Genomic DNA, 23339 nt, shown 5'->3' with positions numbered 1-23339 from the left:
ATGGCCTGGCCGCGTGGGGTAACCGACTCTAGCCGCTCGTCATCGGCCCAGGTTTCCGGCGAAGCAGTGCAGCCCATCGTCCGTGGGGGCCGACCGCCCGGCCGGCCACATGGGTCGCGGTGACCTCGGTGCCGGGTTCCTCCACGGCCATTGCCGCCAGAAGGTATTGCGATCCTTCGACGCGCACGGGTTCTGGCCCGGGCCACAACCCCAACGCGGCGCATACAGACGGTAGCACTGCGTACGCGGCTTGTGAGTAACCTCGGGCAGATGGATGGAAACGATCTGGTCCGAACATCTCTGCCGGGTTGGTCTCGAATTCGGGTCCGAGCAGGTCGGCGAAGGCCACCGTCCTGCCGCCGGCCTCGACGACGGCGACCGTCTGGGCGGCCGCGAGCTGCCGCGACCACCGGCGGGTGACCCACCGGAGCGGTTGCGCGATGGGGCGGACGGTCCCCAGGTCGGGGCACGTGCCCACGACGACCTCCACGCCCGCGTCCCTGAGCCGGCGCACCGCCTTCTGCAGGTGCCCTACGGCACGGGCGGGGAGGGTGGCGGTGGTGACGTCGTTGGCGCCGACGAAGATGATCGCGATCTCGGGCCGGGCCTCGAGCGCCCGGTCCACCTGGACACCCAGATCGGCCGACGCCGCGCCCGACAGCCCGACGACGCTCAGCCGCACCGGCCGCTCGGCGACGGCGGCCACGCCGTGCGCGATGATGACGGCGGGGGTGTCGGCGGGATCGGTAAGGCCGAGACCGACCGACGTCGAGTCGCCGAGGACGGCCATTCGGATGGGCTCGCCGGGATAGGTGTCGCCGTACAGACCGTCGGAATCGGGCCCGTTGAGGCCGTGCGGCTGGCCGACGATGCGGCGGGCCACCGCGGCCTCGGCGATGAGCAGGCCATAGGTGATCGCTCCGAGCGCCGTCAGGCCGCCTCCGCCCAGTGCGGCGGCCGTGGCGATGCGTCGCGCGGTTCGCGCCGCGCCGGTCGTCCAGATCACCCGCTCACCCCACGTCACGGTACGGTTTGGAATTGAAAACTAGCCGAATCCCGGCCACCCCCTCGGGACCCCGGCTCCTGGCAAGCTGACAAAGCTTCGGCAAAACCAAGGCGGTCTTAGCGGTGCGGGTACACGACTCACTGGTCGAGCTGATGGGGAACACCCCTCTCGTCCGGTTGCGCAAGGTGACGGCGGGAGCGCCGGCACAGGTGCTGGCCAAAGTGGAGTATTTCAACCCCGGTGGATCGGTGAAGGACCGGATCGCCGTTCGGATGATCGAGGCCGCCGAACGCAGCGGCGCGCTCAAGCCCGGCGGGACGATCGTCGAGCCGACCTCGGGCAACACCGGCGTCGGGCTGGCCATCGTGGCCCAGGAGAAGGGATACCGCTGCCTGTTCGTCTGCCCGGACAAGGTGGCCCAGGACAAGATCGCCGTGCTCAGGGCGTACGGCGCGGAGGTCGTGGTGTGCCCGACCGCCGTCTCTCCCGACCACCCGGACTCCTACTACTCGGTGTCCGACCGGCTGGCCCGTGAGACGCCGAACGCGTGGAAGCCCGACCAGTACTCGAACCCGGAGAACCCGGCGAGTCACTATCACTCGACCGGCCCGGAGATCTGGGAGCAGACCGAGGGCAGGATCACCCACTTCGTCGCAGGAGTGGGCACCGGCGGGACGATCAGCGGGACCGGGAGGTACCTCAAGGAGGTCTCCGGCGGCCGCGTCAAGATCATCGGCGCCGACCCCGAGGGCTCGGTGTACTCCGGCGGCAGCGGCCGTCCGTACCTGGTCGAGGGCGTCGGCGAGGACATCTGGCCGATCACCTACGACACCACGATCTGCGACGAGGTCATCGCGATCTCGGACAAGGACTCGTTCAACATGACCCGCCGGCTGGCCCGCGAGGAGGCCCTGCTCGTCGGGGGCTCGTGCGGCATGGCCGTGGTGGCGGCCGTCAAGGTGGCCCAGTCGGCGGGGCCGGACGACGTGATCGTCGTGCTGCTGCCCGACGGCGGCCGCGGCTACCTGTCGAAGATCTTCAATGACGAGTGGATGGCCGACTACGGGTTCCTCACGACGCCGAGCGAGGAGGGCCTGGTGGCCGACGTCCTCGGCAGGAAGGCGGCGGGCCTGCCCGAGTTCGTGCACGTCCACCCGCACGAGACGGTCGGCACGGCGATCTCCATCATGCGTGAGTACAACGTGTCGCAGCTTCCGGTCATGAAGGAGGAGCCGCCGGTCATGGCGGCCGAGGTGGTGGGCTCGATCGTCGAGCGCGACCTCCTTGAGGGCCTGTACCGCGGCAAGATGCGCTCCGAGGACCCGATCGACGGGCACATGTCGGCGGCCCTGCCCATGATCGGTTCGGGTGAGCCGGTGGCCCGCGCGGTCGAGGCGCTGGAGAAGGCCGACGCCGCGGTGGTCCTCGGCGACGGCAAGCCCGTCGGGCTGCTCACCCGTCAGGATCTCCTGGCGTTCCTGGCCGGGCGGTAGCCGGGCAGCGACTACGCTCGACGGCATGAACGAAGGCTTCGAGACTCTCGCCGTCCACGCAGGCCAGGAGGCTGATCCGCATACGGGTGCGGTCGTGCCGCCGATCTACGCCGTGTCGACGTACAAGCAGGACGGCGTCGGCGGGCTGCGGGCCGGCTACGAGTACAGCCGGTCCGCGAACCCGACCAGGACCGCCCTTGAGGAGGCCCTGGCCGCCGTCGAGGGAGGCGCGCGGGGTCTGGCGTTCGCCTCCGGCCTGGCCGCCGAGGACACGCTGATCCGCACGATCTGCGAGCCCGGTGATCACGTGCTGATCCCCGACGACGCGTACGGCGGCACCTACCGGCTCTTCGCCAAGGTCCTTTCGCGGTGGGGGCTGAGCTTCGACCCGGTGCCGCTGGGCGACCTGGACGCCGTCCGCGCCGCCGTGCGGCCGCACACCAAGGCGATCTGGGTGGAGACGCCCACCAACCCCCTGCTCGGCATCGCCGACATCGCGGCGCTGGCGCAGATCGCCCACGAGGCGGGCGCGGTGCTGTTGGTGGACAACACCTTCGCCTCGCCGTACCTGCAGCAGCCGCTGGCGCTGGGCGCCGACGTGGTGGTCCACTCGACCACCAAGTACGTCGGGGGCCACTCGGACGTCGTCGGCGGGGCCCTCGTCGCCCGTTCGGCGGAGGTCGGGGAGCGGCTCGCCTTCCACCAGAACGCGATCGGAGGGGTGGCCGGGCCGTTCGACGCGTGGCTGACCCTGCGGGGCCTCAAGACGCTCGGCGTGCGGATGGACCGGCACTGCGACAACGCCGAGCGCGTCGTCGACCTGCTGCTTTCGCACCGCAGGGTCACCGAGGTGCTCTACCCCGGGCTTCCCGGTCACCCGGGGCACGAGATCGCGGCCAAGCAGATGCGGCGCTTCGGCGGGATGGTCTCCTTCCGCGTGGCCGGCGGCGAGGAGGAGGCCGTCGCGATCTGCGGCCGCACCCGGCTGTTCACCCTCGGCGAGTCGCTCGGCGGCGTCGAGTCGCTGATCGAGCACCCCGGCCGGATGACGCACGCCTCGGCGGCCGGGTCGCCGCTCGAGGTTCCCAGCGATCTGATCCGCCTGTCGGTCGGCATCGAGACGGTCGACGACCTGCTCGCCGACCTGACGGAGGCGCTTTCCTGACGAGTGCGGCGGTCCGGTCCGCGGTCAGCACGCCACCGCCGTCTCGGCGTCGGCGGGCCTCGCGGGCCGGGCCAGCCACCTCTCGCTGATCAGCGCCGCGAGCGCCACGGACGTCAGGATGCCGCCGGTGAGCGCCACGCTGCGCGTTCCCAGTCCGTCGATCAGCACGCCCCCGAGCAGCGAGCCTGAGGCGATGCCGACGTTGAAGGCCGAGCTGATGCCCGCCGAGGCGAGGTCGGTGCTGCCAGGGGCCACCTGAAGCGTGCGGTTCTGGATGGCCGTCGCCAGCGCGGCGAACGACAGACCGGTCAGGCACAGGGCCACGGCGGCGGGAGGCCCGGCGGTGCCCAGGGCGTACAGGCCGAGCAGGGCGCCGGTGATCACTATGAGCGGCACGATCAGCGCGGTGCGCGGGCGCCGATCGAGATGTCTCCCGACCACGACCGTGCCGACGACCCCCGCCACGCCGGAGGCGAACAGCAGCGAGCCCAGCGCCTGCGGGGCGAATCCGCTGACCTCCTCGAGGAACGGCGTGATGTAGGTGTACGCCGTCAGGAATCCGGTGACGCCGATCACCGTGGCGGTGACGAGGAGCGCGTACCTGCGGGCGTCCGGAGCCGTGCCGCGGGCCGGCTCGGCGTTCGCGGCGGTGACGGCGGGCAGCAGCGCGATCAGCGCGGCGCAGGTGGCGAGGGCCAGGACCGCCGTGACGACGAACGAGACCCGCCAGCCCGCCTGCTGGCCGAGCCAGGTCCCGGCGGGGACGCCGAGGACGGGGGCGATGGAGTTGCCGATCGCGAGGCGGGCGACCACCCGTCCCTGCTCTCGCGGGGGGAACAGGGCGATCGCGGTCGTGGCGACGACCGACCAGAAGAGCGCCTGCGTGAGGGCGGTCAGCAGCCGGGCCGCCAGCAGGACCGGATAGCTCGGCGCGACGGCGGTGAGGAGCGTGCCGACGGTGAGCGTGCCGAGGGTCACCGCGAGGAGCGTCCGCCGCGGCACCCACAACGCGAGCCGCGTCAGCGGGATCGAGGCCAGCACGACGACGGCGGCGTAGCCCGTGACGATCAGGCCCATCTCCGACGGGGTCCGGTGGAGGTCGGCCGCCATCACCGTGAGCAGGCCGATCGGGAGGAGTTCGACGGTGATGTAGGTGAAGGTGGCGACTCCCAGGGCCACCAGCGCCCAGAGCGCCCGTTTCCGGGTCGCCGGCGCGCGGTCCGAGGCCACGGTCGCCGCCTTTCTGCCGTGCACGTGAGCGGACGTCCGTCAGGGGTTGAAGAAGACCATCAGGAAGAGGATCACGAGCCAGATCAGGGCGGTGAGGCCGGAGAGGGCGGCGATCCTTCCGGTCTGCACCTTGGCGTCGTCCGCCGTGCTCTCCGTGGACAGCGCCTGCATGGCCGACCGCTGGTCGCGGTCGATGATCACCAGCAGCACCGCGGCGACGATGAACAACGTCATCGAGACCGACAGGTACGGCTTGGCCAGGGCGCTGCGGCCCAGCGCGAGTCCGAAGACGAACACGCCGAGCGTCAGGAGCCCGAAGAGCCGGGTGGACCGGTTCAGGTACTTCAGGACGTTGACGTCGCGAGCCCTGATGTAGCGGGGCGTCACGCTCGTCACCGCCGTCAGCGGGCCGATGGCGAAGACGGCGAAGCCTATGTGCAGCCACAGGAGCAGCTTGTCGGGGAACGACATGCCGTCGAGGTTATCGCCTGGATGATCGGATGGGGAGGACGGTTCGGCACGAGAGCGCCGTGTTCGGAGTCGATCGTCGCGTCGCTTGCGTGGTCGGTGAACCCGCGTGGTCAGTGAACCCGCGGATAGCTGTACGCGCGCCGGCAGGTCGGGCACGCGTGTTGCGGGTCGTTCACGTACCGGCAGGCGGAGTGGTCCACGGACAGGCCGAGGATCCATCGGGTGCCCTTCGCCATGGGACCGGGAGGTCGGTCCGTGATCGACCCGAGGGAGTCCTCCCTGCGGATGCCGATCACGAGGACCACGAACACCCCGGTGACCACTGCCGCGAGGGCCACCACCACCATGACGACTGCTTCCAACATCGCGGCTCCTTTCTCGGTCCGTTTCGATGAGGCGGGGCGGTTATGGCTGGTAACGTTTTCGTTCTTGCTGCTCATAAGAGTCATACCAACGAGTGGTCTGGGTCTAACCTGGGTAATCAATGGCATAACTAATGAGATAGCCCTCAATGGGGAGGGAAGTGATCCGACGTGCCTGAACCCCTGTACCGCACGGTCGCGGCGGAACTCCGGAACGAGATCGCCAAGGGCACGCTGGCGCCCGGTGACCAGCTTCCGTCCGAGCCGGAGCTCGAGGACAGGTTCGGCGTCTCACGCAACACGGTGCGCCTCGCTCTCGCGGCGCTGGCCAACGAAGGACTCGTCGAGCCGCGTCAGGGACGGGGCACGTACGTGCGGGAGTGGGTGACCTTCACGGTGCCGGCGCCGGCGCCCGGCGTGCCCGACAGGAGCGAGCGGGACGAGTTCGTCTCATCGGCGGAGGCGGAGAGCCGGGCCCCTGAGCAGCGCAACTTCCGTGTGGAGGTGCGTACGGCGTCGTCGGAGGTGGCCGCCAGGCTCGAGGTCGACGAGGGCTCGCGGGTCGTGGTCCGGAGCATGGAGCGGCTCCTGGACGGGCGGCCGTGGTCGATCCAGGAGTCGCACTACCCCATGGAGATCGCCGAGGGCACCCCCCTGATCGACCCGGAGGACATCCCGCACGGCACGGTTCGCGAGCTCGCCGGGCACGGATACGTCCAGGTCGGATACCGCGACGAGATCGTCACCCGGATGCCGGGTCAGCGAGAGGCGGCCACGCTGGGGGTCGGCCCCGGCGTTCCCGTTCTGGAGATTTTCCGGACGGCCTATTCCTCGGAACGGCCCATCCGTTTAACGATCACCGTGTATACCGGTGACAGCACGCGGCTCGCCTACGAGATGGGCGATGTTTCCGCGCGCGGCGGCGAGGCCTGATCCGTTCCGCAATCCGGAGTCATTCGTGTCTTTTCGCGTTCCCGCGATCGATTTCCATACTCTCGGCGACCTGCAGATGCGATCGGCCGTGAGGGAAGACCTCGACGTGATCCTCGGACTGCGCGCGCACCTGTCCGAGTGGTTGAAGGACAAGGGCCTGGATCAGTGGCAGGAGGCCTGGCCTGACGAGGGGGAGCAGGCCAGGCGGATCGGGGAGGCCATCGAGGCGGGCGCGACCTGGATGGTGTGCGACGCCGGCGAACCGGTGGGCACCATGACCCTGCACACCGAGGATCGCGGCAGTCTGTGGTCGGACGTGGACGACGGCCACGACCGCGCCCTCTACGTCTCGCGGATGATGGTGCACCGGTCGCATTCGGGGCGGGACCTCGGCGCGGAACTGCTGAACTGGGCAGAAAGGCGCGCGAGCGACATGGGGCTCGTCTGGATCCGCCTGGACGCCTGGACGACGAACGACAAACTCCACGCGTACTACCAGCAGCGGCGGTTCGAGCACGCGGGCTGGGCTCCGACGCGTCCCGATCTCGAGGGATACCCGTCGGCCATGCTGTTCCAGCGCCGGGTGGCAGTCGCCACAGACTAGTCGTCTTCTCGTCATTTCGACGTAAACGTTTCACCTGGGTCAAGAGCGGATAAAGGAGTCCTAGGACGACGAGGTCCTAGCACAGTCCCATGTGGCAGATCGGGAGCCTGTCATGACCCTTCGGCCCGAGCCGTACAGCGAAGCGTGGCTGCGGCTTCCCCTTCCCTACGTCCGGCAGGTCGCCGACGTTCTCGGAGACCGCGTCGCCTCGTGGTGGGACGACCCGTTCGACCCGCGCGACGCCACGATCAGGCTGACGGACGGCACCGCGCTCGTCTGGGACGAGGAGAGCGGGTGGCGTCACGGCGGGTTCGGCTCCGGCCGCCAGGGTGTCCGCACCGTCCTCGGCGGAGTCCGTCATCTCGGCGGCGGGGTGCTGCCCGAGCCCGCCCGGGTCGTGGCCCTGCTCGACGACCCGGCGTACGGCGGCGCGACGCGACCCGTGTACCGGTCGTACACCGATGTGCATGACGGGTTCGACGCGGCGCTGGCGGGCTACGCGCCGGTGCTCCGCTGAGGGACGGCGTTCACTTGCGGCTACGGGGGCGACCGTGGACGCACATCTCGTACATCACGCCTGTGACGACCATCAGGACGACCAGGCCTATGGCGGCGAACATCTGGGCACTCCCTCCACGAGACGTGGAACGGTCAGTACCGATATGGGGGAAGTCCTGACTATCGTCCGGCGATCGCAGCCTGATAGGCAATCGATTATCGGGTCAGCGTGACCGCCTGACCTTGAGGAAGTCGCTCACCACGTATTCGCCGAGCCGGTCGGCGCTGGGAGAGAACACCCGCCCGCCGTTGCGCCGGGCGACCTCGTTGACGAAGTCCTTCAGCCGCTCGTCGGCGGCGAGCATGAACACGTTGAGGGTCGCCCGCCGACGGGTCATCTTGTCGACCTCGGCGAGGGTCAGCTCCAGTGTCTCCGCCGAGGGCGGCCACTCGAAACGCGGAACGCCGCTGCGCATCAGATGAGCGGTCGGCTCGCCGTCCGTGACCACCAGGACCACGGGCTCGAAGTCCGGGTGCCGGTCGAGATGGCGGCCGGCGATGAGCAGCGCGTGGTGCAGGTTGGTGCCCTGGACCATGTCCCATTCCAGCCCGGCCAGTTCGTCGGGCTGCAGCACGCGCGCGTAATTCGAGAACCCGATGATCTGGACGGCGTCCTGGGGGAACTTCGAGGTCACCAGGGCCTGGAGGGCCAGCGCCGTCTGCTTGGCCACCGCCCACGTGCCGCGCAGGGCCATGGAGTACGACAGGTCGACCAGCAGGCACACGGCGGCGGCGCTGCGCCGTTCGGTCTCCGAGACCTCGAAGTCGTCGACGGTGAGCGAGACCCTGCCGGACGGAGACGGGGTGCGGCGCACGCCGTTGACGACGGTGCGCACGACGTCGATGGGCTGCTCGTCCCCGAAGCGCCAGGGGCGGCTCGAGCCGGTGAGCTCGCCCGCCTTGCCGGCGTCCTGCTGGTCGTGGTCGCCCCGCCGGCCGGACTCGAGCGAGGAGAAGACGCGCCGCAGTGCGGTCTCACCGAGACGGCGGACGGCCTTGGGGGTGAGCTCCAGCTTGCCGCGATGGCGTCGCAGGTAGCCCTGCTCCTCCAGTTCGCGCTCGACCTGGCGGAGGGCTTCGAGGTCGTCGACGGCGGAGCGGCCGAGGGCACGCCTGATCGCGTCCTCGTCGATGTCGTCGAGCCGCGCGCCCGGATAGTCCTGGCGCAGCGCCGTCTCCAGGTCGCTCAGGTCGGCGAGGTCCTGGAGCGCGGTCACGGCGTCGCCCATCCCCATGGGCTCGTCCCCTGAGACCCGCTCGGGCGAGTTCCAGGCGAGGTCGGGACGGCGGGAGTACAGGGCGTTGCCCAGCCGGCGCATCTGCTCCGACAGGCCCGCCTGTTCCAGGGTCTGCTCGATGAGCCCGGCGAGCTCCTCGCGCTGTGTGGGCGTCAGCGAGGCGAGCAGCCGCTGAGTGGCTGCGGCACGGCGGGCCAGAAGGTCGACCAGTTCCTCCAGGTTCCGCGGATTCTCCGGGAACATGTCCCGGTACTCCTCCATGAACCGGTCGAAGTCTTCCTGGGTGTGCTCGCCGCGCGCGTCGCGGTCCAGCATGTCGTTGAGATCCGACATCATCTGCCGGACCCGCTCCATCGCGGCGGGATCGGGGTTGGCCAGCGCGTCCCGCATGCCGCGGAACTGGCTGTCCAGCACCTCGCGGCGCAGCAGGTCGCGGAGCTCCTCGAACGTCTGGCGGGCCGCGGCCGACCGCCAGTCGTACGAGCCGAGCTCCTGGATGGCCCGCGAGGTGTCGGACGGCAGCGCGTCGAGGGAGGCCTCCCGGAACCGCGCGTCGTCCGAAGGGTCGGGGAACAGCTCGGCGCGCTCCTGGCCGATGGCCTTGTCGAGCAGCGCGCGGGCCCGTTCGAGGGTGCCGTCGAGCCGCGCGTTCTCCCTCAGCTCGCGGCGGCGCTGCCGTACCTGGCGGAGCAGGTCGTCGAGCCCCCGCCGGTCGGACGCGCCCGGCAGGCCGCGCTTGAGCAGGTCGCGCAGGGCGTCGAGCGGCGTCGAACCCGACAGGATCGCGTCGCCCATCTCGTCGAGCGCCCCGCGGACGTCGTACGGCGGAGCCAGTGGATCGGGCCCGTCGTGATACTCCCCGTACCGGTATGCCACGAGATCACGCTAACCCGGCCGGAGCCTGCGCGCACATGCGCCGGCCGTCGCTCATGTGCGGTACACCGACCCGCCTGCCACGTCGTCCTTGGACAGGCGCCGCATCAGGTAGAGCCCCTCGAGGGCGAACTCCAGCGCCGCGGCCGCGTGACCGGGGGACTCGTCGCCCTCGCCCAGGCCCAGTCGCGTCATGATCTTCGCGAGGCCGTCGACCCTGCCGATCCGCCGCAGCAGCTCGGTGGCCGGGACCAGCTCGCCCGACTCGATCTGGACTCCTTCGGAGAACTTGTCGAGCAGGGGGGCGAGGTCCGTCCCGCCCAGGGTGCCGCGGAACGTCTCGGCCGTCGCCCGCCGCAGCAGGTGGGCGAGCACCTCGACCTCGCGGCCCTCCTCGCTGACCTCGAACTCGACCTTGCCGCGCAGGGTGGGCACCACTGCGGGCAGGTCGCAGATCCGGGTGACCGGCCGCTCCTCACCGGTCAGGGCGGCCCGCCGTACGGCGGACGCGGCGGCGGTCTCGGCGGCGGCGATGGAGAAGCGCGCGGAAACGCCGGAGCGGGCGTCGACGGCGGTCGACTCCCTGACCAGCCGGGTGAATCGAGCGATGACCTCGAGCAGGTGGCCGGGCAGGTCGGCGCCGAGCTCCTCGATGGCCGCCTCCTGGCGGATCAGGACCAGCTCGTCGTCGACGGACAGGGGGTAGTGGGTGCGGATCTCCGCGCCGAACCGGTCCTTGAGCGGGGTGATGATCCGGCCCCGGTTCGTGTAGTCCTCGGGGTTGGCGCTGGCGATGAGCAGGATGTCCAGCGGGAGGCGGAGGTTGTAGCCGCGGACCTGGACGTCGCGCTCCTCCAGCACGTTCAGCAGCGAGACCTGGATGCGCTCGGCGAGGTCGGGCAGCTCGTTGACGGAGAAGACGCCGCGGTTGGTGCGGGGGACCAGGCCGTAGTGGACGGTCTCCGGGTCGCCGAGCGTACGCCCTTCGGCGATCTTGATCGGGTCGATGTCGCCGATGAGGTCGCCGACCGAGGTGTCCGGCGTGGCCAGCTTCTCGCCGTAGCGGTCGTCGCGGTGCCGCCAGGCCACCGGCAGGTCGTCGCCCAGCTCGGCGGCGAGCCGCAGGCAGCGGACGCAGGCCGGCGCGTACGGATGATCGTTGATCTCGCATCCGGCGACGACGGGCGACCACTCGTCGAGCAGCTCGGTGATGGTGCGGATGAGGCGGGTCTTGCCCTGGCCGCGCTCGCCGAGGAGCACCAGATCGTGCCCGGCGATCAGGGCCCTCTCCAGGTGCGGGAGGACGGACTCGTCGAAGCCGACGATCCCGGGGAAGCGGGGCTCCCCGGCCCGGAGCCTGGCCAGGAGGTTCTCGCGGACCTCGGCCTTGACCGTCCGGTGGATGTGTCCACTCTCGCGCAGTTCACGCAGAGTGCTGCTGGCAGGCGCGGGCGATTTGTGCACGCTGCCGAGACTACGTCCCCATCAGGGGATCCGGCATCCCCGTTCGGCGGATCCAAATCCCGGATCTTGACCATCGCGTGACGCGTTATGTGCGTTGTCCTCGCCTCAGTGGGGACAATCGGGCAAGGGAACCGCTAGCGAACAGGGGGCGGGGCTATGGCGGTATTGACAAGCCGCTTCGCCGATGGTCTCGCCGTGGGCGCCGATCTGGTGGAGGCCGCGGAGACCGCGATCCACCGGGCTCTCGCCGGCCTGTCGGGTCCGCCCGATCTGGTGTGCTTCTTCATCTGCGGAGAGGATCCCGAGGAGGTCGGCAGGGCCGGGCGACGGGCGATGAGCATGGCGCCGGAGGCGCATGTCATCGGGTGCAGCGCGACCGGAGTGATCGGTGATGCCAGAGGGGTCGAACTGACGCCGGCCGTGAGCGCGTGGGCCGCGTCCCTCGGCGAGGCCAAGGTCACCACGTTCGCCCTGGAGACCCTCCGGACGAGCGACAGGTTCGTGGTCGTGGGGTTGCCGGAGCGAGGCCTCGACGACCGGGTCGCCATCCTGCTCGCCGATCCGTACAGCTTCCCGACCGACGCGTTCATCGAACACTCGAGTGAGGCGCTCGGCGCGCTGCCCATCATCGGCGGGCTCGCCAACGGCATGCAGGGCCGCGGATCCGTACGGTTGTTCGCCGACGGGGAGGTCTACGAGGAAGGCGCGATCGGTGTGCTGCTCAGCGGCGCCGTGAGCGTGGGAACCGTGGTCAGCCAGGGGTGCCGCCCGATCGGCCCGAGCATGGCCGTCACCCACGCAGAGGACAACGTGCTGCTGGAGCTCGCCGGCCAGCCCGCGCTCGCACGGCTGGAGGACATCGTCACCGATCTCGACGAGGAGGACCGCGAGCTCGTCGCCTCGGGATTACAGATCGGCGTCGCGATGGACGAGTACGCGGAACGGCACGAGCGGGGCGACTTCCTCATCCGTGGGGTGCTCGGCATCGATCCGGAACGCGAGGCGGTGGCCGTCGGCGACGTGCTGGAGATCGGCAGGACCGTCCGCTTTCAGGTCAGGGATGCGGAGACCGCGGACGAGGACCTCTACGAACTGCTCGACGCCCACCTGGAGCAGGTCGGCAGGGTCGACGGCGCGCTGCTGTTCTCCTGCAACGGGCGCGGCTCCGCGATGTTCGGCACGCCCGATCATGACGCTCTCGCCGTGCGGGATACGCTCGGTCCGATCGGCGTGGCGGGATTCTTCGCCGCGGGCGAGGTGGGCCCCGTCAGCGGGCAGAACCACGTCCACGGCTTCACCGCCTCGATCCTCGTGTTCTCCTCCTCTCCCCCCGTAGGAGCCTGACCGTGGCAGACCTGGTGCTGGCCGTCGACATCGGCGGGACGAAGTTCGCCGCGGGACTGGTCGGGCCGGACGGGGCGCTGATCTCCTCCGAGCGTGTCGCGACACCTCCGGGAGGCGACGCCGAGACCCTGTGGGACGCGCTCGTCGACCTCCTCGACGGCGTCGGCTCGCCGGAGGACGTCGCCGGCGTCGGCATCGGCTCGGGCGGTCCGATGGCCTGGCCGTCCGGTGAGGTCTCGCCGCTGAACATGCCCGGCTGGCGGGGCTTCCCGCTCCGGGAGCGGCTCGCCGGGCGCTTTCCCGGCGTTCCGGTCCGCATCCACAACGACGCGGTCTGCGTGGCCATAGCCGAGCACTGGCAGGGCGCCGGCCGGGGCTCGGACAACATGCTGGGGATGGTGGTCTCCACCGGCGTCGGCGGCGGGCTCATCCTCGGCGGCCGCCTGATCGACGGAGGCACGGGGAACGCCGGTCACATCGGGCACGTGGTCGTGGACCCGGATGGGCCGCCGTGCCGGTGCGGCGGCAGAGGGTGCCTGGAGGCCGTCGCCCGCGGGCCGGGGCTCGTCGAGTGGGCCCTCGCCCGGGGGTGGACGCCGGGATCGTCCCCGCAGAGTGAGGGGCTCTACGAGGAGGCCGCCGTGGCGAACGGCCGCCGCCTGGCTCTGGACGCGGCCGCGGGGGACCCGGTCGCCTCCGCGGCGATGGTCAGGGCCGGACGCGCCGTCGGCATCGCGATCGCCTCGGCCACCCATCTGTGCGACCTCGACGTCGTGACCATCGGCGGCGGGCTCTCCCAGGCCGGGCCGCTCCTGTTCGATCCCCTTGAGCAGGCCCTTCGCGAGCACGTGCGCCTGGAGTTCTCCTCGAGGGTCCGTGTGGTGCCCGCGACGCTCGGCCAGGACGCCGGGCTCATCGGCGCCGCCGGGCTGATCCTCGCCGCCGATCGTTACTGGGCGCCCCGCTAACCTGTGTGACGGCGGTTCGACGGGTGAAGGGTGACTCGCATGAGTCTCGGGGCGTTGGCGGGGATCACTCTCGTGGCGTTGGGCATGGTCCTGACGCCCGGGCCGAACATGGTCTATCTGGTGTCCCGTTCGATCACCCAGGGACGCCGGGCGGGGCTGGTGTCCCTGAGCGGCGTCGCCGTGGGATTCCTCGCCTACCTGGCGGCCACCTGCCTGGGGTTGACCGCGGTGTTCGCCCTGGTGCCCGAGGCGTACGTCGCGATCAAGCTCGCCGGTGCGGGCTACCTGCTCTACCTCGCGTGGAAGACCCTCAAGCCGGGCGGCACGTCGATCTTCGAACCGAAGGCCCTCAAGCCGGACCCGCCCAGGAAGCTGTTCCTGATGGGGCTGGTCACCAACCTGCTCAACCCGAAGGCCGCGATCATGTACATGTCCCTGCTGCCGCAGTTCATCGACCCCTCCGCGGGTCACGTGATGGCGCAGAGCTTCCTGCTGGGCAGCGTGCAGATCGTGATCAGCATGGTGGTCAACACCCTCATCGTGCTGAGCGCGGGAGGTCTCGCGGTGTTCTTCGGTACGCGGCCCACCTGGCTGCGGTTCCAGCGTTACGTCATGGGCACCGTGTTGGGCGCGTTCGCGGTCAAGCTGGCCGCCGACCGCTCGCGTGCCGTGGTCGCCACGCCGTAAGCGGCGCCGTACGAGAGGATGGGCGGCATGGCTGTCCCACAGATGACGTTCGAGGACGTCGTCTCCGCGCGTGACCTCCTTGACGACGTGATCGCGCACACTCCGGTGGTCCACTCCCGCGTGCTGTCGGAGACGGTCGGCGGACCGGTGTATCTCAAGTGCGAGAACCTCCAGCGGGCCGGGTCGTTCAAGGTCCGCGGCGCCTACGTGCGCATCGCGCGGCTGACCGACGAGGAGCGGGCGCGCGGGGTCGTGGCCGCGAGCGCCGGCAACCACGCCCAGGGCGTGGCGCTCGGATCCGGGCTGCTCGGCGCCAAGGCGACGGTCTACATGCCGGAGGGTGCGCCGCTGCCCAAGGTCGAGGCCACCCGGGCGTACGGCGCTGATGTCGTCTTCGCCGGGCACTCGGTCGACGTGGCGCTCGAGGCGGCCAAGGAGCACGCCGAGAAGACGGGCGCCCTGTTCATCCATCCGTTCGACCATCCGGACATCGTCGCCGGGCAGGGCACGGTCGGCCTGGAGATCCTTGAGCAGTTGCCGGAGGCGGCCACCATCGTGCTGCCGATCGGCGGCGGCGGCCTGGCCGCCGGTGTGGCGCTGGCCGTGAAGTCGCAGCGGCCGGGGATCAGGGTGGTCGGGGTCCAGGCTGAGCGGGCGGCCGCCTATCCGGAGTCGCTCGCCGCCGGGCACCCGGTGATGGTCGAGCCCTCGTTCACGATGGCCGACGGGATCGCGGTGGGACGCCCGGGCGAGCTGCCGTTCGAACTGATCCACTACCTGGTCGACAGCGTGGTGACGGTCTCTGAGGAGTCCCTGTCACGTGCCCTGCTGGTGTGCCTCGAGCGCTCGAAGCTGGTCGTCGAGCCCGCCGGCGTCGCCGGGGTGGCGGCGCTGCTCGACCAGCCGCACGCGTTCGAGCCGCCCGTGGTCGTGGTGCTGTCCGGCGGGAACATCGATCCGCTGCTGCTCGCCCGCGTGCTCAGGCACGGTCTGGCGGCGGCCGGGCGTTATCTCGCGTTCCGCATCCGGTTGACCGACCGTCCCGGCGCCCTCGCGGCGCTGCTCGGCAGGCTGGCCGACCTGGGCGTCAACGTGCTCGACGTGGTCCACGAACGGATGGGCGCCCGCCTGCACCTGGACGAGGTCGAGGTCCTGCTGCAACTGGAGACCCGGGGTCCCGCGCACTGCGACGAGGTGCTGAGCGCCCTGCGGCGCGACGGGCACAAGCTGATCTTCTCCTGACCCCTCAGGCGACGGCCGCGGGGCGCCGCGGCTGGAACAGCCACGCGTCGAACAGCCCCGACAGGTCCTTGCCTGAGGTCTGCTCGGCCATGCTGACGAACTGCTCGGTGGTGGCGTTGCCGTACTGGTGGGAGGCGGTCCACTTCTTGATCAGCGTGAAGAACGTCGGGTCGCCGATCTGCCTGCGCAGCGCGTGCAGCGTCATGGCTCCCCGGGTGTACACCGAGCCGTTGAACAGGTCGGCGCGCTGGGCCCGCCCCGGCGGGTAGCCCCACATGGGGTCGGCCGTCTTCGCGTAGTAGTTGCGGAAGACCGTGTCGGCCGTCGAGCCGCCCTCGTGCTCCGACCACAGCCACTCGGCGTACGTGGCGAACCCCTCGTTCAGCCACAGATCCTTCCAGCGGGTGATGCTCACGCTGTCGCCGAACCACTGATGGGCCAGCTCGTGGGCCATGACCCCGGAATCCGGGGTGAACCCCCCGTAGATCGGCTTGGTCTGGTTCTCCAGCGCGTACCCGGCGGCGTAGTCGTCGACCACGGCGCCGGTCGAGGAGAACGGGTAGGGGCCGAAGACGGTCGACCAGTAGTCGGTGATCTCCCCGGTCTTCGTGTACAGCGTGTCCAGCGAACCGTGGAAGGCGGGGTCGACGGCCGCGTAGATCGGGATGCCGGCGGTGCTCTTCCCGGTGCGCGTCTCGAACCTGCCCGTCGTCATCGTCGCGAGGTAGGAGGCCATGGGATGCCTCTCCCGCCACACGAACGTGGTCCTGCCGTCGCTCGTCGACGGCGGGGAGGCGAGCTCGCCGTTCGCTATCGCGGTGACTCCCGCGGGCACCGTGATCGTGAAGCCGTACGACGCCTTGTCCGAAGGGTGGTCGTTCGAGGGGAACCAGGTCTTGGCCCCGTTGGGCTCGCAGGTGACGAACGACCCGTCCGGCGTCGCGATGAACCCGTAGGTCCCCAGGTTGGCGTAGTTGCGGATCGGATCCGGCACCCCGGCGTAGGCGACCGTGACCTCGAACTTCGTGTTCTTGGCGATCCGCGTCGCCGGGGAGATCGTCAGCTCGTCGTCGCGCCTGCCGAACCGGGCGGCGGCCCCGTCGACGGTGACCTGGCTCACCGTGAGTCCGTGCAGGTCGAGGTCGAAGGCCGTCAGATCCTGTACGGCAGTCGCCCGCAGGGTCGCGGTGCCGGACAGGCGCCGGGAGGCGGGGTCGTACGAGAGGGCCAGATCGTAGTGTTCGGCGTCGTAGCCGCCGTTGCCGTCCTCGGGGAAGTCGGGGTCACCGATTCCGGCGGCCCCCTGGGTGTTGCCTCCCGGCCCCCTGCCGCTCACGGCGCCCTCCGACGCGGAGCACGCGGCGGAGACGCCTGCGAGCGGCAGGGCCAGGGACAGCGCGACCCCCAGCGACAGCGGTCGCAGGAGTCGTCGGAGGTGGCGCGGCGGGGGCGCCGGGTGATGAGCAGCCATATGTCGAGCCACCTTACGTGAGGTGGGTTGCCAGGTCAGGCACCGACGATCCGGCTGTTTCCCCCGCCGCCCGCTACCGCGTGATCGTTACAGGGTGCCTCGCAGGGCCTGCTCGCGCTCGATGGCCTCGAACAGCGCCTTGAAGTTGCCCTTGCCGAATCCGAGCGACCCATGGCGTTCGATCAGCTCGAAGAACACCGTGGGACGGTCCACCACCGGCTTGGTGAAGATCTGCAGCAGGTAGCCGTCCTCGTCGCGGTCGACCAGGACGCTGCGCTTCTTGAGCTCCTCCACGGGCACCCGCACCGTGCCGATCCGCTCACGGAGCTCGGGGTCGTCGTAGTAGGAGTCGGGCGTGGCCAGGAACTCGACGCCGGCCTCCCGCATGTGGTCGACGGTCGCCAGGATGTCGTTGGTGGCGAGCGCGATGTGCTGGACGCCCGCACCGCCGTAGAACTCGAGGTACTCCTCGATCTGCGACTTCTTCTTGCCCTCCGCGGGCTCGTTCAGCGGGAACTTGACCTTGCGGGTGCCGTCGGCCACGACCTTCGACATCAGCGCCGAGTACTCGGTCGCGATGTCGTCGCCGATGAACTCCGCCATCTTGGTGAAGCCCATGATGCGCTCGTAGAAGTCGACCCACTCGTCCATCTGCTCGACGTTGCCGACGCAGTGGTCGACGGCCTGGAAGATCCGGCCGTTCTTCACGTCGGGAGCGGCCACGATCGGCTGGGCGGGGACGTAACCGGGCAGGTAGACGCCCGCGTAGTTGGACCTGTCCACGAAGGTGTGCCGGGTCTCGCCGTAGGTGGCGATCGCCGAGAGCACGACCTTGCCGTGGTCGTCCTCCATGACGTGCGGCTCCACGAGGCCCGTTGCACCCCGCTCGACGGCCTGACGATAGGCCGCCTCGGCGTCGGGGACCTCGATCGCGAGGTCGATGACGCCGTCACCGTGGTCCGCCACATGCCTGGCGAGATCCGTGCCTGGCCGTACGGACCCGCGCAGCTCGAAACGCGCGGAACCCGAGACCAGGACGTACGCGACCTCGTCGGGGCTGCCTGTTTCTGGGCCCCGGTAGGCCACAAGCCGCATGCCGAAGGCGGTCGAGTAGTAGTGCGCGGCCTGCTTCGCGTTGCCCACAGCGAAGACCACCGCGTCCATGCCGTTTACCGGAAAGACATCGTTCATGAGTCCACTGTCCGATGAGGTGGCCAAATTGTGCAAGAGTGAGATGTATTGGTGGACAATTTGCCCAATCGCTAATCCCCAACGGAGGTAAACGTTGTGACGATTGATCAGCTCGACGTCATGCTCATCACGTTGCTGACCGAAGAGCCGCGGATCGGCGTGCTGGAGTGCTCCCGCCGGCTGAACGTGGCGAGGGGCACGGTGCAGGCGCGACTCGACCGGCTGGCGGCCAGGGGCGTCATCGTCGGCCACGGCCCGCAGATCGAGCCCGCCGCGCTGGGCTACGACGTCACCGCCTTCGTGACGCTGCAGATCCGTCAGGTCAGCGGGCACGTGCCGGTCGCCGACCGGCTCGCCCTGGTTCCCGAGGTGCTCGAGGTCCACACGATCACCGGGGGCGGCGACATGCTGTGCCGGGTGGTCGCGCGCAGCAACGCCGATCTTCAGCGGGTCATCGATCTCATCGTCGACGTCGAGGGCGTCGTACGGACCTCGTCGGTGATCGCTCTCGACACACCTGTCCCTTATCGAACCCTTCCATTGGTCGCCGCCGCGCGCACATAGAGCGGAACGCGGGCGGGAAAACCGCGCCGTACGCCAGTATGGGTTTGGGTCGAGCATTGTTATCCATCGTTTACCGTGGATCCATCCGCCCAGCTCACGGGTGTAAGGGGACGTTTTGGGGGTAACGCGTGCACGGCGGCGAAGGCGGTCGGGGGGACCGTGACAGCCGGAATTGGACCAAGCCGGTCGAAAGTGGTGAAGGGCCAAAACCGCCTGAATTGATGACCATTCAGGCGGTCGTAAAGCGGCCGCGGAAGCGGCTGCTGCGCGTGCTTCTCATCGCGGCGGGGGCGTCGGTCGCGGCGCTGATCATCGCTGTCGGCGTGGTGTGGGCACTGACCCCGATTCCGGACACCACGCAGGAACTGGCCACGGCTCAGGGTTCGGTGATCTACTACCGCGACGGCAAGTCCGTCCTCGCCAACGAGGGCGTCAACCGCAAGAACGTGCCGCTCAGCCAGGTCCCCACAGTCGTGCGGAACGCGGTCATCGCCGCGGAGAACCGGACGTTCTACCAGGACAAGGGAGTCTCGCTCTCCGGCACCGCGCGCGCCATGTGGTCGACGCTCACCGGCCACCAGCTCCAGGGCGGTTCCACGATCACCCAGCAGATGGTCCGCAACTACTACAGCGGCCTCGGCCAGGAACGCTCCATCGGGCGCAAGCTCAAGGAGATCATGATCGCCCTGAAGGTCGATCGTTCGAAGTCCAAGGACTGGGTGCTCGAGCAGTACCTCAACACGATCTACTTCGGCCGCGGCGCCTACGGCATCCAGGCGGCCTCGCTGGCGTACTTCAACAAGGACGTGCAGAGCCTCACCCCGGCCGAGGGGGCGTACCTGGCGGCGGTGATCCAGCAGCCCAGCAGGTTCGCCGACCCCGAGGGCGCCGACCTTGACGCGGCGCGCGCCCGCTGGCGCGCGGTCGTCGACGGCATGGTCGCCACGCGGGCGCTGACCTCCGCCGACGGGGCCGCACAGGAGTTCCCCAAGCTGGCGGCCCAGAAGGCGCCGCTGTCCCTCGGCGGGCAGAACGGGTACATGCTCGCCCAGGTGCGGGCGGAGCTGAACCGGCTCGGCTACACCGACGAGGACATCAACCAGGGCGGTCTCAAGATCACCACGACCTTCGACAAGAAGCTCATGGCCCTCGCGCAGGCCTCGGTGAAGGCGGTGATCCCCAGTGGCACGCCCAAGGCCGTACGCACCGGCCTCGCCGCCGTCGACCCGTCGACCGGCGAGGTGGTCGCCTTCTACGGGGGCCGCTACGAGACCAACCAGTACGACAACGCCTTCTCCGCCAAGGTCCAGGCGGGCTCGACGTTCAAGCCCTACGCGCTCGCCGCGGCCCTGCAGGCCGGCTACGGTCTCGGCACCCGGGTGTACGGCAACTCGCCTCTGCGGATCGACACGGCCGAGATCCCCAACTCCGACAACAGGTCGTACGGCTCGGCCATCACGCTCGTGCAGGCCGCCCGCTACTCCGTGAACACCGCGTTCGTCGACCTCGGGCAGCTCGTCGGCCTGGACAAGGTCGCGGCGGCCGCGGAGGCCGCGGGGATCCCGGCCGACCAGCTCGTCAAGCAGAAGGACTTCCCCACCTTCCCGCTCGGCACGGCGTCGGTGAGCGCCGTGCAGCAGGCCTCCGGGTTCGCCACGTTCGCCGCGAAGGGCATGCACCGCCCGGCGCACGTGATCCGCTCGATCACCGACGCGAACGGGGTGACCAAGAAGCCGACCGTCACCGGTGTGCGGGCCTTCAGCGAGGCCACGGCCGCGGACACGACATACGCGCTGGAGCAGGTCGTGACCGGCGGCACCGGCACCGCCGCCCGTCTCTACGACCGTCCCGTGGCGGGGAAGACGGGAACGACCGACGAGTCGGCCGCCGTGTGGTTCTCCGGATACGTCCCCCAGTTGGCCGTCGCCGTCGACATGTTCCGCGACGACAACAAGCCGGTGACCGTGCCGGGCTACGGGGAGCTGTACGGCGGGACGTTGCCAGCCCAGGTCTGGAAGTACTTCATGAGCGCCGCGATGGAGGGCAAGCCGGTCAAGGAGTTCCCCGACCCCGTCTCCTGGGATCCCTATTACTACTGGGACGGATACGGCTCCAGCGCGTCGCCCTCGCCGTCCACGAGCCAGAGCGTCACGCCGACGCCCACGGCATCGGACGCCGGAGTGGTCACACCGGACCCCGGCGTCTCCACCGGTTCCAGCAACCCGCCCGGCAACGGTGACGTCGGCGGAGGCGCGGGAGACGGAGGCGTAGGCGTGCCCGGTGACGGAGTTCCTCCCGGCGTCGGAACGCCGGGTCAGCCGCCTCCGGTGGTGCCGACAGGGCCGCCGGGCACCGGATGACGCCTGCTCACGCCGACAACTGGGCGCGCAGCTCCGCAGGCGTGGTGACCGGGGCGCGGCAGGCGAATCCGCGGCACACGTAGGCCGCCGGCTCGCCGCCGACCAGGCCGCGGCCCTCCAGGAGCGGTACGTCCGCCGTCCCCCCGGGCCCGAGGGCGACGACCAGTCCCGGCACGCCCGACATCAGGGCGGCCCGATGGAGCGCCCTGGTACGAGGATCGTCGGCGGCGCCGACGACGGCCACCTCGACCGGCCCGTTCAGCGTGCCCTCCGTCACCGCGAGACCCCAGCCGGCGAACCTGGCGTACTCGGCCGCCAGCACAGAGACCGCGCCGAGAGCCGCCTCGGCCGCCTCCCTGTGCCGCGCCGATCCGGTGAGCGCGGCGTAGGACAGCAACGCTCCGGCGGCGGCGAACTGACCTGACGGCGTGGCGTTGTCGGTCGGGTCCTGCGGCCGCTGGAACAGCCGCTCGCCGTCGTCGGGGGAGTCGTAGAAGCCGCCCGACCCGTCGGGGAACCGCGCGAGCAGTGTCTCCAGGAGGCCTCCCGCTCGGCGGAACCACCGTGTCTCCCCCGTCACGCCGTAGAGCACGAGGAAGCTCTCCGCCACGTTCGCGTAGTCCTCGAGCACGCCCGCGTTGTCGCCGCCCCGCCCGTCGCGTGACGTGCGGCGCAGCCGTACCTGACCGGCGTCCGCCGCGTAGTTCGCCGTGTCGTTCGCGGGGGAGTCCACGGTGTCGTTCGCGGGGGTCTCGGCCGCGGCGTGCAGCTCGTCGAGGAGCACGGCGGCGGCCCGGGCGGCCTCCACCAGGTCGGGACGGTCGAACAGGGCGCCGGCCTCCGCGAGGGCGGACACGGCCAGGCCGTTCCAGGATGCGACGACCTTGTCGTCCCGCCCCGGCCGCGGCCGCTCCTCGCGGGCCGCGAGCAGTGCCGTACGGACCCGGTCGAACCGGGCGTCGTCGTCGGGCTCGGGGTCGGCGAGAAGCTGGAGGACGGACGTGCCGTGCTCGAACGTGCCGGTCACCTCGAAGAGCGAGGCCGCCCAGGCGCCGTCGTCGTCACCGAGCAAGGCTCGGAGCTGCTCGGGGGTCCAGACGTAGAACAGGCCCTCTCCGTGCGTGCCGTCCTGGCCCTCGCTGTCGGCGTCCAGAGCGGAGGCGAAGCCGCCCTCGGGCGTGCGCATCTCGCGCAGCAGCCAGTCGGCGGTCTCCAGAGCGATCCGCCTGGCGAGCACCGACCCGGTGGAACGCCACCAGTGCGTGTAGACCCGCAGCAGCAGGGCGTTGTCGTAGAGCATCTTCTCGAAGTGCGGTACGACCCAGCCGGCGTCCACCGAGTAGCGCGCGAAGCCTCCGGCGAGCTGGTCGTAGATGCCGCCTCTGGCCATGGCGTCCATCGTCTTCTCCGCCATGGCGAGGGCGTCGGGGGTGCCGTGCCTGAGGAGGAACTCCAGGACCATGGACGGCGGGAACTTGGGCGCGCCGCCGAAGCCGCCCCTGCGCGGATCGAAGCTCTGGGCGAGGTTGCGGACCGCGGCCTCCAGCATCGGCGCGGCGGGCGGCGCCCCCTGGGGAAGCCCCGCGCGCTCGTTGAGCGCCGCGACCACCGTCGCCCCCTGCGCGACGACGGCCTTCCTGTCCTCGCGCCAGGCCTGGGAGACGCCCTGGAGAAGCTGCTGGAAGCGCGCCCGGGGGAAATAGGTGCCCGCGTAGAACGGAGCCCCGTCCGGCGTGGCGAAGACGGTCATGGGCCAGCCGCCCTGCCCGGTCATCGCCTGGGTGGCCCCCATGTAGACGGCGTCGACGTCCGGGCGTTCCTCGCGGTCGACCTTGATGCTGACGAACAGCTCGTTCATCATCTGAGCCGTCGCGGGGTCCTCGAAGGACTCGTGCGCCATGACGTGGCACCAGTGGCAGGCGGAGTAACCGACGCTGATCAGCAGCGGCACGTCGCGCTTGCGGGCCTCGTCGAACGCCTCGTCGCCCCAGGGGAACCAGTCGACCGGGTTGTCGGCGTGCTGCAGCAGGTAAGGCGAGGTCGCGCCACCAAGCCGGTTCATGGATCCAGCCTCTCACACGGAAACGGGTGAGGATTCCTGGTCACGGGGAGGTC

At 70.2% G+C, this 23339-nt stretch carries 20 protein-coding genes; 11 read left to right on the top strand and 9 right to left on the bottom strand.

Annotated features, from left to right (window positions below):
* Window positions 1-28 precede the first annotated feature (28 nt).
* On the bottom strand, window positions 29-1006 hold the full coding sequence (locus Pka01_RS16900) for an SGNH/GDSL hydrolase family protein (protein WP_203883707.1): 978 nt from the start codon (window positions 1004-1006) through the stop codon (window positions 29-31).
* 122 nt (window positions 1007-1128) lie between these two features.
* Here Pka01_RS16900 and Pka01_RS16895 point away from each other — a divergent pair, with 122 nt between their 5' ends.
* The gene (locus Pka01_RS16895; RefSeq protein WP_203883706.1) at window positions 1129-2499 is read left to right on the top strand and encodes a cystathionine beta-synthase; all 1371 of its coding nucleotides are present in this window, start codon (window positions 1129-1131) and stop codon (window positions 2497-2499) included.
* A 25-nt stretch (window positions 2500-2524) separates the two neighbouring features.
* Window positions 2525-3664: a cystathionine gamma-synthase gene (locus Pka01_RS16890; protein ID WP_203883705.1), complete on the top strand. Its 1140-nt coding sequence runs from the start codon at window positions 2525-2527 to the stop codon at window positions 3662-3664.
* Between the two features lie 24 nt (window positions 3665-3688).
* Here Pka01_RS16890 and Pka01_RS16885 read toward each other — a convergent pair whose 3' ends face one another.
* The 3 genes from Pka01_RS16885 to Pka01_RS16875 form a co-directional block, all read right to left on the bottom strand.
* Window positions 3689-4894: an MFS transporter gene (locus Pka01_RS16885; RefSeq protein ID WP_203883704.1), complete on the bottom strand. Its 1206-nt coding sequence runs from the start codon at window positions 4892-4894 to the stop codon at window positions 3689-3691.
* A gap of 39 nt (window positions 4895-4933) precedes the next feature.
* Complete coding sequence (locus tag Pka01_RS16880) at window positions 4934-5365, bottom strand: hypothetical protein (protein ID WP_203883703.1); 432 nt, start codon at window positions 5363-5365, stop codon at window positions 4934-4936.
* 110 nt (window positions 5366-5475) lie between these two features.
* Complete coding sequence (locus tag Pka01_RS16875; RefSeq protein WP_203883702.1) at window positions 5476-5730, bottom strand: hypothetical protein; 255 nt, start codon at window positions 5728-5730, stop codon at window positions 5476-5478.
* Window positions 5731-5898: 168 nt separating this feature from the next.
* On the opposite strand from Pka01_RS16875, the gene Pka01_RS16870 reads away from it, so the two are divergent.
* The 3 genes from Pka01_RS16870 (at window position 5899) to Pka01_RS16860 (ending at window position 7781) form a co-directional block, all read left to right on the top strand.
* Window positions 5899-6660, top strand: a complete 762-nt coding sequence (locus tag Pka01_RS16870; protein ID WP_203883701.1) for a GntR family transcriptional regulator — start codon at window positions 5899-5901, stop codon at window positions 6658-6660.
* Window positions 6661-6736: 76 nt separating this feature from the next.
* Window positions 6737-7264, top strand: coding sequence for a GNAT family N-acetyltransferase (locus Pka01_RS16865; RefSeq protein WP_203883700.1), 528 nt, complete (start codon window positions 6737-6739; stop codon window positions 7262-7264).
* 112 nt (window positions 7265-7376) lie between these two features.
* Complete coding sequence (locus tag Pka01_RS16860; RefSeq protein ID WP_203883699.1) at window positions 7377-7781, top strand: DUF6292 family protein; 405 nt, start codon at window positions 7377-7379, stop codon at window positions 7779-7781.
* A gap of 205 nt (window positions 7782-7986) precedes the next feature.
* Here Pka01_RS16860 and Pka01_RS16855 read toward each other — a convergent pair whose 3' ends face one another.
* On the bottom strand, window positions 7987-9936 hold the full coding sequence (locus Pka01_RS16855) for a vWA domain-containing protein (protein ID WP_203883698.1): 1950 nt from the start codon (window positions 9934-9936) through the stop codon (window positions 7987-7989).
* 51 nt (window positions 9937-9987) lie between these two features.
* On the bottom strand, window positions 9988-11397 hold the full coding sequence (locus tag Pka01_RS16850; RefSeq protein ID WP_203883697.1) for a sigma 54-interacting transcriptional regulator: 1410 nt from the start codon (window positions 11395-11397) through the stop codon (window positions 9988-9990).
* A gap of 156 nt (window positions 11398-11553) precedes the next feature.
* Here Pka01_RS16850 and Pka01_RS16845 point away from each other — a divergent pair, with 156 nt between their 5' ends.
* The 4 genes from Pka01_RS16845 to ilvA are packed head-to-tail and all read left to right on the top strand — an operon-like array spanning window position 11554 to window position 15638.
* Window positions 11554-12741 carry an FIST signal transduction protein gene (locus Pka01_RS16845; RefSeq protein WP_203883696.1) on the top strand — a complete coding sequence of 396 codons (1188 nt, stop codon included), beginning with the start codon at window positions 11554-11556 and terminating at the stop codon, window positions 12739-12741.
* 2 nt (window positions 12742-12743) lie between these two features.
* On the top strand, window positions 12744-13709 hold the full coding sequence (locus Pka01_RS16840) for an ROK family protein (RefSeq protein ID WP_203883695.1): 966 nt from the start codon (window positions 12744-12746) through the stop codon (window positions 13707-13709).
* Window positions 13710-13748: 39 nt separating this feature from the next.
* Window positions 13749-14396 (top strand): LysE family translocator, encoded by a 648-nt coding sequence (locus tag Pka01_RS16835; protein WP_203883694.1) that lies wholly within the window; start codon window positions 13749-13751, stop codon window positions 14394-14396.
* A gap of 27 nt (window positions 14397-14423) precedes the next feature.
* Window positions 14424-15638 (top strand): threonine ammonia-lyase, encoded by a 1215-nt coding sequence (gene ilvA, locus Pka01_RS16830; protein WP_203883693.1) that lies wholly within the window; start codon window positions 14424-14426, stop codon window positions 15636-15638.
* A 4-nt stretch (window positions 15639-15642) separates the two neighbouring features.
* Here ilvA and Pka01_RS16825 read toward each other — a convergent pair whose 3' ends face one another.
* Together Pka01_RS16825 and hppD are read right to left on the bottom strand one after the other, a co-directional pair.
* On the bottom strand, window positions 15643-17109 hold the full coding sequence (locus tag Pka01_RS16825; RefSeq protein WP_203883692.1) for a M1 family metallopeptidase: 1467 nt from the start codon (window positions 17107-17109) through the stop codon (window positions 15643-15645).
* A gap of 87 nt (window positions 17110-17196) precedes the next feature.
* Window positions 17197-18300, bottom strand: coding sequence for a 4-hydroxyphenylpyruvate dioxygenase (hppD, locus tag Pka01_RS16820; protein WP_203883691.1), 1104 nt, complete (start codon window positions 18298-18300; stop codon window positions 17197-17199).
* Window positions 18301-18396: 96 nt separating this feature from the next.
* Here hppD and Pka01_RS16815 point away from each other — a divergent pair, with 96 nt between their 5' ends.
* Window positions 18397-18864: an Lrp/AsnC family transcriptional regulator gene (locus tag Pka01_RS16815; protein ID WP_203883690.1), complete on the top strand. Its 468-nt coding sequence runs from the start codon at window positions 18397-18399 to the stop codon at window positions 18862-18864.
* Between the two features lie 221 nt (window positions 18865-19085).
* Entirely contained in the window at window positions 19086-21224 is a 2139-nt protein-coding gene (locus Pka01_RS16810) for a transglycosylase domain-containing protein (RefSeq protein WP_203883689.1), read from the top strand.
* A gap of 7 nt (window positions 21225-21231) precedes the next feature.
* On the opposite strand, the gene Pka01_RS16805 is transcribed toward Pka01_RS16810, so the two are convergent.
* Window positions 21232-23286, bottom strand: coding sequence for a thioredoxin domain-containing protein (locus Pka01_RS16805; RefSeq protein WP_203883688.1), 2055 nt, complete (start codon window positions 23284-23286; stop codon window positions 21232-21234).
* Window positions 23287-23339: the final 53 nt, after the last annotated feature.

Origin of the sequence: Planotetraspora kaengkrachanensis (assembly GCF_016862895.1) — a bacterium.
Lineage (GTDB): Bacteria > Actinomycetota > Actinomycetes > Streptosporangiales > Streptosporangiaceae > Planotetraspora > Planotetraspora kaengkrachanensis.
The sequence above is the reverse complement of the archived record's forward strand: the minus strand, read 5'-3'. Positions and strand labels throughout refer to the sequence as shown.

Coding starts and splice junctions, on each gene's coding strand:
- Pka01_RS16890 (WP_203883705.1), top strand. CDS start 2,525: ATGAACGAAGGCTTCGAGACTCTCGCCGTCCACGCAGGCCAGGAGGCT.
- Pka01_RS16880 (WP_203883703.1), bottom strand. CDS start 5,365: ATGTCGTTCCCCGACAAGCTGCTCCTGTGGCTGCACATAGGCTTCGCC.
- Pka01_RS16875 (WP_203883702.1), bottom strand. CDS start 5,730: ATGTTGGAAGCAGTCGTCATGGTGGTGGTGGCCCTCGCGGCAGTGGTC.
- Pka01_RS16865 (WP_203883700.1), top strand. CDS start 6,737: ATGCGATCGGCCGTGAGGGAAGACCTCGACGTGATCCTCGGACTGCGC.
- Pka01_RS16860 (WP_203883699.1), top strand. CDS start 7,377: ATGACCCTTCGGCCCGAGCCGTACAGCGAAGCGTGGCTGCGGCTTCCC.
- Pka01_RS16845 (WP_203883696.1), top strand. CDS start 11,554: ATGGCGGTATTGACAAGCCGCTTCGCCGATGGTCTCGCCGTGGGCGCC.
- Pka01_RS16835 (WP_203883694.1), top strand. CDS start 13,749: ATGAGTCTCGGGGCGTTGGCGGGGATCACTCTCGTGGCGTTGGGCATG.
- ilvA (WP_203883693.1), top strand. CDS start 14,424: ATGGCTGTCCCACAGATGACGTTCGAGGACGTCGTCTCCGCGCGTGAC.
- Pka01_RS16825 (WP_203883692.1), bottom strand. CDS start 17,109: ATGGCTGCTCATCACCCGGCGCCCCCGCCGCGCCACCTCCGACGACTC.
- hppD (WP_203883691.1), bottom strand. CDS start 18,300: ATGAACGATGTCTTTCCGGTAAACGGCATGGACGCGGTGGTCTTCGCT.
- Pka01_RS16810 (WP_203883689.1), top strand. CDS start 19,086: ATGACCATTCAGGCGGTCGTAAAGCGGCCGCGGAAGCGGCTGCTGCGC.
- Pka01_RS16805 (WP_203883688.1), bottom strand. CDS start 23,286: ATGAACCGGCTTGGTGGCGCGACCTCGCCTTACCTGCTGCAGCACGCC.